This window comes from Helicobacter magdeburgensis (assembly GCF_000765825.2).
GTDB classification, from domain to species: Bacteria; Campylobacterota; Campylobacteria; order Campylobacterales; family Helicobacteraceae; genus Helicobacter_C; species Helicobacter_C magdeburgensis.
Window position 1 is genome coordinate 85,162 of sequence record NZ_JRPE02000005.1, and the last position, 15,643, is coordinate 100,804.

At 39.9% G+C, this 15,643-nt stretch carries 15 protein-coding genes and 1 tRNA gene; 2 read left to right on the top strand and 14 right to left on the bottom strand.

What is annotated here, in order from left to right:
- Nucleotides 1-4: 4 nt before the first annotated feature.
- The 3 genes from LS74_RS04700 to purD are packed head-to-tail and all read right to left on the bottom strand — an operon-like array spanning nucleotide 5 to nucleotide 3,944.
- Nucleotides 5-2,197, bottom strand: a complete 2,193-nt coding sequence (locus LS74_RS04700; RefSeq protein WP_236096805.1) for an LPS-assembly protein LptD — start codon at nucleotides 2,195-2,197, stop codon at nucleotides 5-7.
- Complete coding sequence (locus tag LS74_RS04705) at nucleotides 2,194-2,667, bottom strand: RDD family protein (RefSeq protein WP_034585095.1); 474 nt, start codon at nucleotides 2,665-2,667, stop codon at nucleotides 2,194-2,196. Before LS74_RS04705 ends, LS74_RS04700 begins: the two co-directional genes overlap by 4 nt.
- Nucleotides 2,664-3,944 (bottom strand): phosphoribosylamine--glycine ligase, encoded by a 1,281-nt coding sequence (purD, locus tag LS74_RS04710; protein ID WP_034585098.1) that lies wholly within the window; start codon nucleotides 3,942-3,944, stop codon nucleotides 2,664-2,666. The genes LS74_RS04705 and purD overlap by 4 nt, the downstream gene beginning before the upstream one ends.
- Before the next feature lie 334 nt (nucleotides 3,945-4,278).
- Here purD and LS74_RS10885 point away from each other — a divergent pair, with 334 nt between their 5' ends.
- Nucleotides 4,279-4,449, top strand: a complete 171-nt coding sequence (locus tag LS74_RS10885; protein WP_167480466.1) for a hypothetical protein — start codon at nucleotides 4,279-4,281, stop codon at nucleotides 4,447-4,449.
- The gene (locus tag LS74_RS04715) at nucleotides 4,409-4,951 is read left to right on the top strand and encodes a class I SAM-dependent methyltransferase (RefSeq protein WP_034585100.1); all 543 of its coding nucleotides are present in this window, start codon (nucleotides 4,409-4,411) and stop codon (nucleotides 4,949-4,951) included. Before LS74_RS10885 ends, LS74_RS04715 begins: the two co-directional genes overlap by 41 nt.
- On the opposite strand, the gene truA is transcribed toward LS74_RS04715, so the two are convergent.
- The 11 genes from truA to fliF form a co-directional block, all read right to left on the bottom strand.
- Complete coding sequence (truA, locus tag LS74_RS04720) at nucleotides 4,948-5,670, bottom strand: tRNA pseudouridine(38-40) synthase TruA (RefSeq protein WP_034585103.1); 723 nt, start codon at nucleotides 5,668-5,670, stop codon at nucleotides 4,948-4,950. The two genes, LS74_RS04715 and truA, sit on opposite strands and share 4 nt — an antisense overlap.
- Entirely contained in the window at nucleotides 5,670-6,689 is a 1,020-nt protein-coding gene (locus tag LS74_RS04725) for an LptF/LptG family permease (RefSeq protein ID WP_034585136.1), read from the bottom strand. Before LS74_RS04725 ends, truA begins: the two co-directional genes overlap by 1 nt.
- The gene (locus LS74_RS04730) at nucleotides 6,682-7,347 is read right to left on the bottom strand and encodes a prepilin peptidase (RefSeq protein ID WP_034585106.1); all 666 of its coding nucleotides are present in this window, start codon (nucleotides 7,345-7,347) and stop codon (nucleotides 6,682-6,684) included. The genes LS74_RS04725 and LS74_RS04730 overlap by 8 nt, the downstream gene beginning before the upstream one ends.
- 20 nt (nucleotides 7,348-7,367) lie before the next feature.
- Nucleotides 7,368-8,000: a protein-L-isoaspartate(D-aspartate) O-methyltransferase gene (locus LS74_RS04735; protein WP_034585109.1), complete on the bottom strand. Its 633-nt coding sequence runs from the start codon at nucleotides 7,998-8,000 to the stop codon at nucleotides 7,368-7,370.
- A 42-nt stretch (nucleotides 8,001-8,042) separates the two neighbouring features.
- Entirely contained in the window at nucleotides 8,043-8,783 is a 741-nt protein-coding gene (locus LS74_RS04740) for a carbon-nitrogen hydrolase family protein (protein ID WP_034585112.1), read from the bottom strand.
- Nucleotides 8,773-9,819: a ribonucleotide-diphosphate reductase subunit beta gene (locus LS74_RS04745; protein ID WP_034585114.1), complete on the bottom strand. Its 1,047-nt coding sequence runs from the start codon at nucleotides 9,817-9,819 to the stop codon at nucleotides 8,773-8,775. Before LS74_RS04745 ends, LS74_RS04740 begins: the two co-directional genes overlap by 11 nt.
- A gap of 96 nt (nucleotides 9,820-9,915) precedes the next feature.
- Nucleotides 9,916-10,000: transfer RNA gene (locus LS74_RS04750), tRNA-Leu, on the bottom strand.
- Between the two features lie 92 nt (nucleotides 10,001-10,092).
- Nucleotides 10,093-12,015 carry a 1-deoxy-D-xylulose-5-phosphate synthase gene (gene dxs / locus LS74_RS04755; RefSeq protein WP_034585116.1) on the bottom strand — a complete coding sequence of 641 codons (1,923 nt, stop codon included), beginning with the start codon at nucleotides 12,013-12,015 and terminating at the stop codon, nucleotides 10,093-10,095.
- Between the two features lie 25 nt (nucleotides 12,016-12,040).
- Nucleotides 12,041-12,892 (bottom strand): flagellar assembly protein FliH, encoded by an 852-nt coding sequence (gene fliH / locus LS74_RS04760; RefSeq protein ID WP_034585119.1) that lies wholly within the window; start codon nucleotides 12,890-12,892, stop codon nucleotides 12,041-12,043.
- Nucleotides 12,879-13,910: a flagellar motor switch protein FliG gene (gene fliG / locus LS74_RS04765; RefSeq protein ID WP_034585122.1), complete on the bottom strand. Its 1,032-nt coding sequence runs from the start codon at nucleotides 13,908-13,910 to the stop codon at nucleotides 12,879-12,881. Before fliG ends, fliH begins: the two co-directional genes overlap by 14 nt.
- 17 nt (nucleotides 13,911-13,927) lie before the next feature.
- Complete coding sequence (gene fliF / locus LS74_RS04770) at nucleotides 13,928-15,637, bottom strand: flagellar basal-body MS-ring/collar protein FliF (RefSeq protein ID WP_034585125.1); 1,710 nt, start codon at nucleotides 15,635-15,637, stop codon at nucleotides 13,928-13,930.
- Nucleotides 15,638-15,643 lie beyond the last annotated feature (6 nt).

The window sequence follows — 15,643 nt, forward strand, 5'->3', positions numbered from 1 at the left end:
CTCCTTATTCTTTGAATCTATAAGTAAAGCCCGTGTTTGCCAAAGGCACAAAACGGAACTCAATCTTTACATATTGATTTTTAATTGGCGTAATTTGATTATCCGCTGTAAGTGTTGGGCGGATATCTTGAGCAAATTTCAAAGCCACACCAAAACACCGAATGTCTTTGGAGATTGTAACATACCAATCCTTTAAATACCCAAGTCCCACATCATAGCCCACATTCGTATTTAAACGAAAATAGCCAAAATCATAGCCCAATGTCCCACGAGCAAAGCCTGTATTGCCCTGTGGTGAATACAAACCAGAGCTTAAATACAATGGATCAAGCTTAAAATAATAAGTGAGATTAGAATCTAGCCCCCATTTGTTAAAAGATGCATTAACTGAAGCTTCGCTGATTGTTTTTCTTATATATGAATAAAACACCGAACCGCTAAGATTTAACCCATCAAGTGGAGAGAATCCCAGCTCATTGCGTAAGACTTGAGAGCTATTTAAAAAACTATCTTGCATAAACAATCGCTGATACATACGCCAATAGAAAAGCTCCTTGCCATTTTTACCATAAAAGTATTGTGAAAATTTCAAATCCACTTTATGCTTATTTTTCACAACATCAACAATATCACTTGGATTCCAAATCACAGCAAGTGCCTCTTGTGGTAAGCCCTGATTAATAAGCTCATTATACGCCTCATATCTATCATCATTCACGGCTTCAGAAGTGTATTTATACAACGCGCCACTAAAAAGAGCTTCAAAATGCAAGGAGTGAAAAAAATGCTTATATGGACGCGCAATGTCAGAGTTAATTGAGACATTATAACTACTCACGCTGTAATTGATATTTTTCCCTAGCCTTTGCCCCATCGCATCAGTCAGCCCTTGATAATCTTGCAAGGACACAGAAGTCGCATACGCATCTATATTTGCCCCAAGTGATATATAATCATTAAATATCGGTAAAGCTAAACCGATAGGCAAAGACATTGTATTTTGAAAATACCCATAGCCTGAAGGTCGCGTAATATGCTTACTTTGAAAATCAAAGGTATAAAGCAGATTCCTAAAAAATAGAGAATCTGTGTAGTGGTGGTAATGCAGTTGCGGTAGGGCTTGAAAAGTTTGACTATTATCCACCTTAGATAAGTCAAGATAATATTTAAAATATGTCCCAAAATAGTGTTTGTTGGAATTGAGAAAATAATTCACACGAGATTCATATAAACGCGTATTAAATGCAGCATTAAGGCTTCTTAAACGCATATACTCTAAATCATTCATATAAGTAATATCAGCAAAAAACCCGTCCGTTATATTGTCATTATTCCTTGCAAAGATTCCCTGTGTGTCATATTTAAAAGTCCCACCATAAATGTATTTATTTTTAAGGTTATATAGCGTTGTGTATTCATCTGTATTTTGAAAATAACGCGTTTGCAAAATGGCAACCTTATTGTCCCTATCAGCAAAGCGAAACTCTAAATCCCCTCCAGCCCCACGCTGTGTCCTTATCTGTGGAGCGATTGTCATATCCCAACGATCATAGGGTGCAATAAAAAGAGGCTGCATATACATAAAACCTTGCTTATTACTTAAAGACATAGTGGGGGTGAGCAGACCGCTTTTTCTTTTATTGCCCGTTGGGGCTACAAAATATGGCAGATAAAACACCGGCACTGCCCCAAGATAGAATCTAGGATTCCACACGCTCATATATTCTTTATCTGTATTGTATGTGCCGGAGCTTACATTCATATGCCATAATGGATATTGTATATCACAGCCTGAAATCACACCCTTTTTGAAGTGATACTTGCCATCTTGCCCCTCACTTTGCTTTGCCATAAACCACATTCCAACGCCACTTTGCAAATACACATTTGACATCTGCGTGTGCTTATTATCCATATTCACTTCTACTTGTTCCACATCTAAATACACTACATCGCCTTGATAGATTTTAGCTCCACCTTCTAAATGTGCTTGTTTAGTTTGTTTGTTGTAGATAATTTTATTGGCGACCATATATATATCACCATAGAATAAAAACGCATTGCCCGTAGCCGTGATAATATCACCACTCGCACTGACACTATCAGCGGATAAATCAAACTTATCTGCCTTTTGTGTAGCGTGTAATACGCTTACTAAAAAACATAGCAAGAATCCAAAAAAAATAGATTTTTTCAATAGGCAATCACCAAAGTTTTAGCGATTCTATCGTGCAGTGTCCGCACAAACCTATCAGCAAAACCAAACACATAAGTGATAAAAAGCAAACTCTCACCCACATACTTCCCACACGCACGAAGCAAGGCAGATATAAAACTTGGCTTATCAAACAAATCCACACTCACAACTTTAATCTTACAAATAATCTTACCGATACTACTTCCATAATACCACACAAAAAAAGTATCATAACTGATTTTCAAAATCCACACCTGCCAAGTGAAATCCATTACAAAAGCTCTCACACTCTCATAATCCACATTGCCAGAAGAATCGCTCATTTGTGAGAGTGTATCTAAATGGATAAGTGCAAAAATAAAAGAGAGTAAAAATACATCAATAAACCACGCTAGAATCCGCAAACTCTTATCAGCTATCCTAAGATTCTCCCGCTCCAAAATCTCTAAGAGCTTTTCATCATTATTCATCTGCCTAATGCCCTAAATGCAATATCATCTCTAAAGTGCATACCTTTAAAAGAAATATGCTTCATAATTTCATAGGCATTATCTCGTGCTTTTTCTAAACTCTCCGCTAACCCCACAGCAAGTAGCACACGCCCACCACTTGCTAGAATCTCGCCAGATTCTGCTTTACTCACTCCCGCATACACAATATGCCCTAGATTCTTATCAAAATCTTTTACAGCAATAGGCACAGCAGGACTTGACTTATAAGGATAGTCTTTTGATGAAGCCACCACGGCTACGGCATATTTTTCAATCATCTTGCATTCAAGCTCTGCGATTTTCCCATCAATTGCGTGAGTTACAATATCAAGCAGGGGCGTCTCTAGTAGGGGCATTAGCACTTCACATTCAGGATCGCCAAAACGCACATTAAATTCAAGCAAGTATGGTGTCAGCTCATTATCCCTTTGACATACCATAATTCCGCCAAAAAGCACCCCAACAAATGGGCTTCCCTGCTTACGCATAATATCTAGTGTAGGTGCGATAATATCTTTCTTAATCTTTTCAAGCAAAGATTTATCGCATAAAGGTGTAGGTGTATAAGCCCCCATACCGCCGGTGTTTGGACCATTATCACCTGATAGTAACCGCTTGTGATCTTGACAGGCTGGAAGCATAATAAAATCCTTGCCATCGCTTATGGCAAACACAGATAGCTCATAGCCATCTAAAAACTCCTCTATCACTACACGCATTCCAGCATCGCCAAACGCCTCTCCAGATAGCATTTCCTTTGTATGAGCAATCGCCTCGCTATGACTTTGGGCTATAATCACGCCCTTTCCCGCACATAATCCATCAGCCTTTACCACAATCGGCGGTGTGAGCGTGTGGATAAACTCACTTAAAGCATTGACATCATTTGACTGCATATATTTTGCTGTTTTGATTCCCGCTTGTGAGACTAAATCTTTCATATACGCCTTGCTAGATTCTAGCCTAGAAGCCGCTAGAGATGGACCAAACACACGGACATTATGTGCTGTCAAAAAATCACTTAGCCCCTCGCTCAATGGTGCTTCAGGACCGATAATCACAAGTGTAATATTGTGTTTTTGTATAGATTCTAAAATATCTGTATGTTTTGTAGTGGGGATATTGACACCTAGTGCGTGTGTGCCACCATTACCCGGAGCAAAATATAGCCTATCTACTCTCTTATCATCTTTTAGCACAAGCCCCATAGCATATTCACGCCCGCCATTACCGATAATCAATATATTCTCTCGCATACTTTTTCCTTAAAGATTCTAAAACCCCCAAATGAGCGTTACCCCATTGTGCGTAGCCTAAAAAAGCCACAAACAGAGCCAAGAGAATCTCATTAGGCGGCAAATCCTAACCACGCAAATGGCTCAAGCAGAAACACCGACACACAGAAATCACTACAATTAGCTCAAAAATCTTTTAGTAACAGACTAGCGATATGAAAGGAAAGACGCGTCATCTAGGTTGGGCGGCATTATAGCAAATGAGTTTTAAAAGAATACTAAACCTGATACATCTTTTTTACCTTAATTAGCTATCATTCAAGGACATTTTCACTTCAACTTGTAAAGGAATGTTATGAAACAAGAGTATAAATTCACCCTAATGGGTATGCTAAAATTTGAACTCATTAGCCTCTATGGAAGACATTTTTCTTCTTCTGCCAAACCCCGCCTAGAGCAAATCCCAAATTATTTGAATCTTGGCTGTGGGCTTAACTTTCAAAAAGCTATGGGGGGGGGGGCATAATATAATCAATGCCGATTTTTTCTCCCACTTAAAACCTTTCAAAACTTACACGACCCCAAAACCACAATGGCAACTTGATTTACGCTATCCACTTTTATGCCCAGATAACGCTTTTGATGGCGTTTTTTCCGAACACGTGCTGGAACATCTCTACATTGATTATGCACTTTCACTCCTTAAAGAAATTTTTAGAATCTTAAAGCCAAATGGCACATTGCGTTTGAGTGTGCCGGACTTAGATTTTCGCGTGAAAGAATATCTTGCTGATAAACAAGATGAAAAAAAGAAAAATCTAGCCAACGAGCATATTAGAAAGCTTACACAAGAATGGCTTCATTTAAGTGTATGGGATTATGATAGATTGCATTATGAGCTAGAATCTTTAGGCTTTATCTCCATTCAACGCTCATCTTGCGGAAATGGACGCGATCCTTTATTGCTTTTTGACCTTAAAGAAAGAGCTTATGAATCTTTATATGTTGAAGCCAGCAAACCAGCCTAATACCCCACACCACAAAGATATAAGCCATTTGGGCTTATGGGGAAGTTATAATGTCTTTTTTTAGCTTGAATCTGCTCTTGCAGACTTTCTAAACTTAGCTCACCGCGACTTACACTTAATGCTGCACCCACCATAAGTCGCACTTGGGAGCGTAAAAAGCCATTGCCCTTTATATACACAATATCTAAGCCCTTATGTTGATAGCTAAAAATTCTAAAAATATCACGGATAGAATCTTGTGTAAAAGAGCCATTTTTCTTAAATAAAGCAAAATTATGCTTCCCCTTAAACATACTCAAAGCAGATTGAAACAACGCCCTATCACCTATTTTTTCATAGCTCACATAGACTGATTGAAAAGGACTTGGAGCGTGAGAGCTAAGCAAAAAGCGATAAGCTCGCCACAAAGCGTGGAATCTTGGGTGAAAATCTTCATTCACTCTTTCCAGTCTCCGCACCGCAATGTGCGGATACAACTTAGCATTCAGCAGATTCTGCAAGGTGTGGCTATCCTCAAAATGCCTAGATTCAAAGCTAATGACCTGCCCTGTGGAATGCACACCCTTATCCGTGCGTGAAGCCCCTAGAATCTCGCCCCTTATCCCCACACGAGCAAATCCAGCCCGTAATGCCCCTAACACACTTGGCTTGTGCTTTTGTAAAGCAAAGCCATAAAATGCACTGCCATCATAGGAAATCACAGCCTTGTATCGTGGCATTAATAAAACTTTGCGATAAATTTTTTATACAGAAAAAATCCGCCAAAAAACCACAAAATCGGTATGCTTATCATTCCAACAAGGGCAAAATTATCCGAAGCGATGTGCATAAGCACAAAATACAACGCCACAGAGCCAATCACATAAAAATACGACATATTAGAGCGAAATCGCGGATTAGCAATGCCAAAAAGCGGAATTAAAAAGATAGAAACTAAAGGAAAAAGTGAGACCATTACAGCTTGGGCGAGTTTGCGGAGTTTTTGGCGAGATTCAAGGCTGAAGGCTTCTTTCCAATAGGCTATCAAGTCATATCCGCTAAGCTGTGGCTCACTGACATTTTGTCGCACACTCATTGTGTTGTAATCCACCCTTTTTACCTCCTCGGGTGCGGCAAAATAGGCTTTACCTGATGTGAGATTTAGCTCAAACAAGCCTTGATTATTATTTGTTTGCCCAGATTGTGCGACAATAAAAGTATCGCCCTCAAAGCCATTTTCCGAAAATAGCACAAGGTTTTGATATTTGCGATTATCCACACTATCCACATACACAAGCCAATCACCAAGCTTTTGCCCAAACTCACCGGGTTTAATATTTACATCAATATCCGCCTTTTTTTGTGCTACAAAATTTTTAGACGCACTTGTGGCTAAAGGCAGCAAAATAAATGAAAATACAAATAAAACCAAAGTAGCAAGAAGCGTAATAGGCAAAAAAAATCGCACTATATCAAGTGGCTTACTCCCAAGTGAAAAACACACCATAAGTTCATAGTCATACGCCAGACGCGAGATTCCAAGCACGAGTGCAGCAAAAAAGGTAATGGGGATAATAAAAAATAGACTACTTGGAATAAGATACACAAATAATGTCCCCAAATCCAAAAAGCTCATTTTCACTACATAAGTCCGCCCAGCTATGTCAATGAGCAACACCACAGAAGCGATAAAAAACAGCACGAGAAAAAATGGGAAAAAAATCTGTGCAAAAGAGCTAAAAAGATATTTTTTAAGCATTGCCAAAATTCTCACTCACAACAAAATGTAGCCACATAAGATTCAGCAAAACACCCACAAAAATAAAAAAACAAAATGGAAGCTTAAGATTCATAAGATTTGCTTTGTAAAATATCTTTAAAATAATTGCATAAAAAAGTGCGGCAATGCTACCTAAAAACACAGCTACAAACGCATCAAGCACCCCAAAGGCAATGCCAACAGAGCTTAGCACGATTATATCTGCCTCCCCGATAATATCCTTTTTCGCCATAGATTGATACATAATTTTGAGTGTAAAAAACACTCCACCAACGCCAAAGCCAAGCAACACCCTTTGTATAAAGCTCTCTTGCATAAACATAGAATCTAAAAAGGCAAAAACCACACATATTAAAAGCAATAAAAAATTTAGCACATCAGGCAAGGCAAGGCATTGAATATCAATGAGACCAAGTAGTAATAAAAGCATAAGCACCACATAAACCGCCCCAGCTTCAAGCCAATAAAGCATTGCAAGTGAAAAAATAAACAACAGCATAAAGTAGATTCTATACCGAGTGGAAGTAAAAGTCGCTCTAAGCAACGCGGAAAAATGCGTATAAGTGCCACTATACAAATGAATAAGCAACACCCCAATAAAAGCATAAAACAAAGAGAGAAAGACAAAACCTACCATCTCACACCCCCACGCATATTCTATCTTACGACGCCATTTTGCACATCAACAAATAAGCACTCCCCAAGACTCTCCCCCCTATCTAAAACCCCCTTAGTTTTTCTAAATCGCTTGATAATCTGTCGTCCCCCATCAAGCATAGGCGCGACAATAGTTCCACCATCTTCAAGCTGATTCACAATCCCTTGTGGAATCTCTCTCGCACACGCCGAAAACAATATTGCATCAAAAGGGGCATATTCCGCCCAGCCCTTTTGCCCATCATCGAGTTTAACAAAGATATTATGCACTTGTAACGCCCTAAAACGCTCCCTTGCTTCACTTAAAAGCTTATCAATGCGTTCAATGCTAAAAACCCTGCGAAACATTTTTGATAATACCATTGCTTGATACCCACTCCCACAGCCAATCTCCAGCACAGAATCTCCACCATTTGGAGAGAGATATTCCGTCATTTGAGCCACGGTCAAAGGTGAGCTAATCCATTGTGAATCTACCATCGGCAAAGCATTAATCTCATAAGAGAGATGAGCAAAAGCAGGGGGGACAAATACTTCACGATTGACGCTACTTAGGGCTTCAACAACTTTTGGTGATAATGGGAGTTTTGCTTGTATCTCATCACACATTTTTTTTGCTAGTTTTCTATACATAGTCCCTACACGCTTTCCTTACATACTGCCCTGCTTATGCTTTTATACATTAATTTGTATGCCTGTATTGAGATATTTTCTCATACGCGAAGTTTCATTTATATCCACCACTTGGGCAATATAATTTTTCTTATCATTTTTATATACAACGCCATAAGGCGTGATGATTGAGCTTCCCTTTGCCATAGTATCATTAGCACTATTACTAGCCACCACAAAGGCTTGATTTGCCACGGCAAGGGCTTGGGACAGAATCTCAAAGTGATTTTTTCTTGCCTTGCCCCATTGTGCGCTTACAAAAATAATATCCGCTCCCTTAATTTGCTCCCACAACTCCACAAAACGCAACTCAAAGCAAATGAGCGCCGCACATCTTAGCCCATCTATCTCAAAAAAGCCAATCTCATCTTTATCCCCTGCCTGAAAATGCAACTGCTCATCACCGAGCAAAAAGAGCTTATTTTTACTCTGCTTGTGAATCACCTCGCCTTTGTGAAACACTTTAAGATTATTAAAAAACTTTTTATTTTTCTTTTCAATCATTGTGGTAATAAGCGTATTTTTATACTTTGCACTACACTCTAAAAGTCGCTCTGTGGCGAGTTTAGAAAACTCACTTGCTTCTTCCATACGCTGATAGGCAAAGCCACTTAGCACCACCTCAGGCGTGCAAATAATGGCATCTTTACCACATTGTGCGACAAAATCCTCCACCTGTTTCAAATTCCTAGCAAAATCCTGCCCCGTCTTTATCTGCATACAATAAAGTTTTTTAGAAATCATCAAAATTAATACTCCCTTTTGAATAATTTGTAACCTTAGCTTCAAAGAAATTTGTTTTTTGGTCATTAAAGCTTGCAAACTGCTCAACCCACTTAATAGGATTTTTTGAATGATAAATCTCCCTTAGCCCTACCGCCCTTAAACGCGTATCTGCAAGGTATTGAATATACTCTCGTATAATATCTGCAGTCAGCCCTAGAATCTGCCCTTGTGTGATATATTCTCCCCACGCAGATTCTATTTCCACCGCCTTTTGAAACATCGCTATCACTTCTTCTTCAAGCGAAGGAGTAAAAAGATGGGGCTGCTCCTTTCTTAAGGCATTTATCATTTGTTGAAATACAAGCAAATGCGTTACCTCATCTCGCTGGATAAAGCGTATCATTTGAGCAGAGCCTAGCATTTTACCACTGCGTGCAAGTGTATAAAAATATGAGAATCCACTATAAAAATATATGCCCTCTAAAATTTGATTAGCAAAGAGAGCTTTAAGCAGATTCTGCTCCGTCGGTTGTTTGCCAAGCTCAATATACACATTGGCTATATGGTCGTTTTTGCTTCTTAGCTGCATATCCACACGCCACATCTCATAAATCTCATCTGTATTTGCCGAGATAGATTCCACCATAACCGCATAACTTTGTGAATGCAATGCCTCTTCAAAAGCCTGACGCACAAGGATAAGATTAATCTCCGGGCTTGTGATGTAGGGATTAACATTATCAATAAGATTATTTGTCTGTAAGGAATCCATAAAAATAAGCTGTGCTAATGCCCTATCATACCCCGCCTTTTCTTGGGCAGTTAGCCCATCGGCATAATCACGCTTATCGCCATTAAGATTGACTTCTTCTGGAAACCAAGTGTTTGCAAGCATTGTTTTCCAAAGATTATAAGCCCACTGATATTTGATTTTATTCAAATCAAACATACTTGTAGGATTCCCTCCAAAAATCTTGCGATCTTTTACGCTCTCTTTAGATTCTGGATTATAAATTTTTTTGCGTTCAATATTTTGAGATTGAGCTGTATCCATTATGAAGACCCTTGAAAATTTTTAAGAATGCGATTGTAACAAACTAAGACTTAAAACGACATATAAACAAAAAGATTTGGGGAAATAAAAAAGAAGTGGTGCGGGAAAGAGGACTTGAACCTCCACGCCTTGCGGCGCCAGATCCTAAGTCTGGTGCGTCTGCCAATTTCGCCATTCCCGCAAGCGTTTATTAGGCTTAAACCTAAAAACAAGGTGGGGATTTTACTTGATTATTCTTTAAACTTTTCTAAAATCACCCATAATTGCCTAAAACTATACGCCAACCCATTGTTTAATAGAATCTGCTAGGCTTTGCGTTTCTAGCCCAAGGGCAGATTCTACAATACCACTATTGCCGTGCGGAATAAAGCTATCTTGTATTTCAAAGCTTTTAAATGCCACACCAAGCAGATTTTCTTCTGCCATAAACTCAAGCAAAGCACTCCCCACACCGCCCATAGCATAGCTATCACTCAACACGCAAATATGCGTATGGCTTTGACACAAAATTTTAAGCCTCTCTTTGTCAAGGGGCTTTACAAAACGCAAATCAAGCAAGGTAGGATTTAGCCCAGATTTACGCAAAGATTCTCGCACATAATACGCTCTGCCTACACCATTCCCATAGCCTATAAGCAGAACCTTTTCCCCTTGAATGAGTAGCTCCGCCTTGCCTAGCTCAAATGCCTTAGATTCAAACACGCCATCTTCTAACACAAATTTTGAACGCGGATAGCGAAAGGCACAAGGGGCATTATCGCAATGATAGGCAAAATCAACCGCTTGGGCTAAACTCGCATTATCGCGTGGGGCAAAAAGCACAAAATTTGGGATAGAACGCAAATAGGCAATGTCAAATAGTCCTTGATGCGTCTCACCATCTTCACCCACAATCCCCGCCCTATCAATGCAAAATCGCACAGGAAGTCCTAAGATTCCAACATCGTGTATCAGCTGATCATACGCACGCTGCAAAAAAGTAGAGTAAATCGCCACAAATGGCTTATAGCCTTCCTTTGCCATTGCCGCCATTGAAGTAACCCCGTGAGCCTCACAAATCGCCACATCCCAGAATCTTTGCGGATATTTTTCAATCAACCTATCCATTCCCGTCCCGCTTGGCATAGCTGCGGTAATGCCTACGACCAATTCATCATTACAATAAGATTCTAAAGCCTTTGAAAAGACTGCCGTTGGGGCGATTTGAGCGGATTTTTTAATCACAGAGCCGGTGCTTATATCAAAAGGAGCTACGCCGTGCCACTGCTCAAAATGCCCTTCAGCCATCTCATACCCCTTGCCCTTAAGCGTTTGGGCGTGGATAATCACGGGCTTTTTCATCTCTTTTGCTCTCTGCAATGTGTTGATAATAAGCTCAATATTATGCCCATCAATGGGACCTACATAATCAAGCCCTAGCTCTTCAAACAAAATCCCGGGCGTGATGAGCTTCAAAGATTCTTCAAATCGTTTAGCCAAATAAGTCGCTGAATCTGGCATTTTTTGTAAGACTTTTTTAATGCTATGGCGTGTTTTTTGATACAGCGGAGTAGTAAGAATCTGTGAGAGATAGTTGCTTATCGCACCTATGGGCTTAGCGATACTCATCTCATTATCATTTAAAACAATCACCATTGGGTATTTTCTATCGCCTAATTCATTGAGTGCTTCATACACTAGCCCCGCACTCATTGAGCCATCGCCTATCATAATCACAGGCATATATTCATTATTTTGTAACGCCCTAGCCTTAGCCGCCCCAACGCCCAAAGAAATAGAAGTAGAGCTATGTCCGGCGATAAAATAATCACTCGCAGATTCTTTAGGGTGGCAAAATCCACTTATACCCCCATACTGCCGAAGTGTGGCAAACTCACTAAAACGCCCGGTTAGAATCTTATGCGCGTAAGCTTGATGAGACACATCAAAGATAAAAGGGTGCTTTGCCACATCAAAGACGGCGTGCATTCCTATAATCAAATCTACCGCTCCAAGTGTGGAGCTTAAATGTCCGCCATTGGTGCTCACCACTTCTAAGATTCTTTTGCGAATGCAGGTTGCCACTTCCTGCAACTCATTTGAAGACATTGTGCGTAATGTGTCAAATACACCTTCTTTAGCCAAGCATATATCTAATGCTTTTGAATCTAACTCGCTTGGCACATTGGCACTAGATACATTTGCTACCACTTCCATTTATCTTTCCTAGTCTCTTTTGCCATCAATCACGCATATTTTCTAGCACGGATTGCTTCAAATTCTTGTATCGTGCCATAATCGTGCCATCAAGATTCCCACTATCACTTACAATCACCACACCACCTAAACTCACAGCACTATCAGATAGAATCTCAACCTTTGTATTTTCACTCAACTGCTCTTTTAAGAAGAGATAATCACTTGGATTGACTTTGATTTTAATGTTTGTTGCGTCCATTATGGAGTTTAACAACTCCTTTGTTAAACCAAGTGCAATTTTTTGAGAGTTTTCACTCACTTCGCTCAAAATCACCTCTTTTGCAATATCCACAGAAATCGCACTTAGCTCCTTTTCCAAATCCTCCAAATGCTTTTGGCTCTGCTTTAAGGCGGATTCTAGCGTGATAATAGAATCTACAAGCGATTTTTTCTGCGTATTTATCTCGGCAAATAGCTCATCTTTTGCCTTAGTTTCAGCCTCTCTAAAGCCGTCCTTGTAGCCCTCTTCTCTCGCACTTGCTACCCTTTGCTCACTCTCTACTTGCAGTTTTTCAAACTGAATCTGTAGCTTTGCTAGAGAGCTTGATAGCTCATCTGTTTTTTGCAACAATCTCTCTACTAATTCCTGCTCCAAAGTAGCGATTTTCTGCATTGTAGATTCTGTATTTTGAATCTCTGTGGAGGCTTGTGTCTCACCTAAAGGCTCACTTTCATTTATCTCGCTAGTTGTCTCTTTATTTATCTCTTGGCTTGGCTCTAGGATTTTGCCAGATTCTAACATCTCACTTGTAATGCTTTTAAACTCATATTTTTTAATATTATGATTTTTAAGCTCCTCTTGCCCGATAATATTTTCTTGACTAAGCAATGACATCGTCTTGCTCTCCTAGTTGGATTAAACCTTGTTCTGACAAGGTTTGCACCACTTCTACAACCTTTCTTTGTGCAGATTCCACATCACGCACTTTTACCGCACCAAGGAACTGCATCTCTTCCATAAACTGCTCGCTCGCCCTTTGAGACATGTTCCCCATAAATTTTTGTTTCAACTCATCAGGGGCGGATTTAAGTGCAAGTGTAAGATCCTTTTTATCCGCAATTTTGAGAATCTCTCTAATAGCGTTATTATCAAGTTTAGAGATGTCTTCAAAGGTAAACATCATCTCTTTAATCTCAATAGCTAATTGCTCATCAATCTGCTCAATATGTGCGATTGTCGCTTTGGCAGCCTTTTGTCCAAGGCGGTTAAAGATTTCAGCCACAGAGCGTGTGCCACCCACTTCTACCTTGTAGCTTGTCAAAGATTCTAGTTTGTTTTCAAGCACAGCAGAGACGCGTTTAACGACACTTGGGGAAATATCCCCTAAGTTTGCCATACGGATAGCCACTTCTGCGCGCAAATCATCAGAAAAATACCCTAGCGTTTCAGCCGCACCACTTGCGTCCATATGAGCAAGAATAAGAGCAATAGTTTGAGGGTGTTCGTTAATAATAAAGTCTGCAAGTTGCTGTGGGCGGATTTTTGACAGATAGGCAAAATTCTTTTGGGACTGCATTGTTTTAGCAAGTTTATCTAAAATCGCCTTTGCCGCTTCAGGTCCAAGTGCTTTAATCAATAAATCACGCGCATAGTCCATACCGCCGGAGTTAATGTATTGATTTGATTGAAAAATGACATAAAATTCTTCTAGCACCGCTGCACCGATAGTCTTATCTGTGCCGCTTAGCTGGGCGATTTGCTTACTGACTTCTGTAATGGCATCAATATCAAGGTGATGGAAAATCTCCGAAGTAATCTCATCGCCTAGCTGGACTAGCAAAATGGCGATTTTCTCTGCCATTGAAAGCTCATCATACTGCGCTCTTTGTCTAGGACTAAGTGTAATTGCCATAGCTACTCCTTTTTCATTTAATGCTTGATACCTTCAGTTATATCAAGCTCATCTTTAATGAGTGTTTGGAATAATGCCCCAATCTCTTGAGGACGCTCGGCGATGACATTTCGCATTTTTTCAAGCAAGACTTCATACTTGATACTATCCTCATCAAAGCCCGAGCTAAGCCCAAGCTGGTCTTCCACGCGTTTGCGTAGTTCGCTAAATTTATTGACATCATCTTCACCATCATCAATCTGCATTAAAGATTCAATATCATCATCTTCCTCTTCTTGCACTTCAAGCATACGCTCGGCAAATGGTGCAACGATTTTCTTGTAGAAAATAAAGATAATAACCGCCACAATGACATACTTAAGCAATGGCATAAATGGTCCAAGATAACGCTCCACTTTGTCAGAGAATAGCTCCCAAGAATCTTTTGGGCGATAATCAAGCAGTGAATTTCTAAACTGCATATTAATCACCTCAACCTGATCGCCCCTAGCCTCATTATAGCCAATCGCCTTTTTCACGCCCTCTAAAAATTTATCCATCTCTTCTTGCGAACGCGGTGTGTATTCTAGCCGTGGCTCCCCATCTTCCCCCACAGCTTCCTTATATGTCCCATCAATCATTACAGACGCACTTACACGCTTTAGCACCCCAAAATGCTCTTTTATATCACTCACCGTTTTATCAATCTCATTATTAATGACAACTTCGCTTTCTTTCTCCCACTCCATCATCTCATCATCTTTAAGCCCCTGCACCGGACCGATATTACTCACAACGCCGGGTACTCCACCAATTTGTGGCGGACGGAATCCTTTGCGTTCTTTTTCATATTCTCGTGTCCCTCGCACCACGGGATTTTGTCCAAACACTTCAGCCACAGACTTACGCACACTAAAATCAAAGTCCATTGTTACTTGTGCTTCCACCCCATCACCCACACTTGGTTTTAAAAACTTCACAATCTTAGCTTCCATTGCGTTTTCCGCATTTTGCTGATACTTTCTTTGGAATGCTGCTTGTTTGCCTAGAGCGGATTGCTGTGCGGCTTCATCATCTTCGCCAAGTAGCTCTCCATCTTGGTTAATAATCTTTACATTCTGTGGGGTAAGTCGCTCAACTGCTGCTGCCACAAGGTGCTTAATCCCCACAACCTGCTCAATGGATAAAAACATATTATCCTGCACGGTGATTTTTACAGACGCCGATGGTGGATGTCCGCCCTGCACAAACAAAGATTCCTTAGGCATAGAAATATTGACAATCGCCTTTTCAATAGGCTTTAAGCTTTCAATCGTCCTTGCCAACTCATTTTGCTTAGCCACAAGATACTTCATATCCTGTGTAAAGGGCGTCTCCCCTACATTATTTTCTAATAAAATATCAAAGCCCACATTTTTACTTGTCTTTGGCAGCCCTAGTGAGCCAAGTGAGATTCTTTGCTCATAGACCTTATCCTTTGGGACTAAAATAATATTATCTTGTGGAATCTTATAGGGAATCTTATCCTGCTGCAATCGCTGTAAAATCGCTGCGGAATCTTCAGGGTTAAGGTTGCTAAAAAGCACATCATAGTTTTCATACTCATTTTTTGTCTCAACCCGAAATAAAATAAGATAAGTCAAAAATGCAATAATCACGACAAATGTCGTAAGGATAATAATCCGCTGCTTCTTATTAAGTTTATTTAAAACCTTGCTGATTTGTTCAAAAATGAGTTTTAAATCCACGATTGC

Coding starts and splice junctions, on each gene's coding strand:
- LS74_RS04705 (WP_034585095.1), bottom strand. CDS start 2,667: ATGAATAATGATGAAAAGCTCTTAGAGATTTTGGAGCGGGAGAATCTT.
- LS74_RS04725 (WP_034585136.1), bottom strand. CDS start 6,689: ATGCTTAAAAAATATCTTTTTAGCTCTTTTGCACAGATTTTTTTCCCA.
- truA (WP_034585103.1), bottom strand. CDS start 5,670: ATGCCACGATACAAGGCTGTGATTTCCTATGATGGCAGTGCATTTTAT.
- fliG (WP_034585122.1), bottom strand. CDS start 13,910: ATGGCAATTACACTTAGTCCTAGACAAAGAGCGCAGTATGATGAGCTT.
- LS74_RS04730 (WP_034585106.1), bottom strand. CDS start 7,347: ATGGTAGGTTTTGTCTTTCTCTCTTTGTTTTATGCTTTTATTGGGGTG.
- fliH (WP_034585119.1), bottom strand. CDS start 12,892: ATGTCATTGCTTAGTCAAGAAAATATTATCGGGCAAGAGGAGCTTAAA.
- LS74_RS04745 (WP_034585114.1), bottom strand. CDS start 9,819: ATGGATACAGCTCAATCTCAAAATATTGAACGCAAAAAAATTTATAAT.
- purD (WP_034585098.1), bottom strand. CDS start 3,944: ATGCGAGAGAATATATTGATTATCGGTAATGGCGGGCGTGAATATGCT.
- LS74_RS04740 (WP_034585112.1), bottom strand. CDS start 8,783: ATGATTTCTAAAAAACTTTATTGTATGCAGATAAAGACGGGGCAGGAT.
- LS74_RS10885 (WP_167480466.1), top strand. CDS start 4,279: ATGAAACAAGAGTATAAATTCACCCTAATGGGTATGCTAAAATTTGAA.
- LS74_RS04735 (WP_034585109.1), bottom strand. CDS start 8,000: ATGTATAGAAAACTAGCAAAAAAAATGTGTGATGAGATACAAGCAAAA.
- dxs (WP_034585116.1), bottom strand. CDS start 12,015: ATGGAAGTGGTAGCAAATGTATCTAGTGCCAATGTGCCAAGCGAGTTA.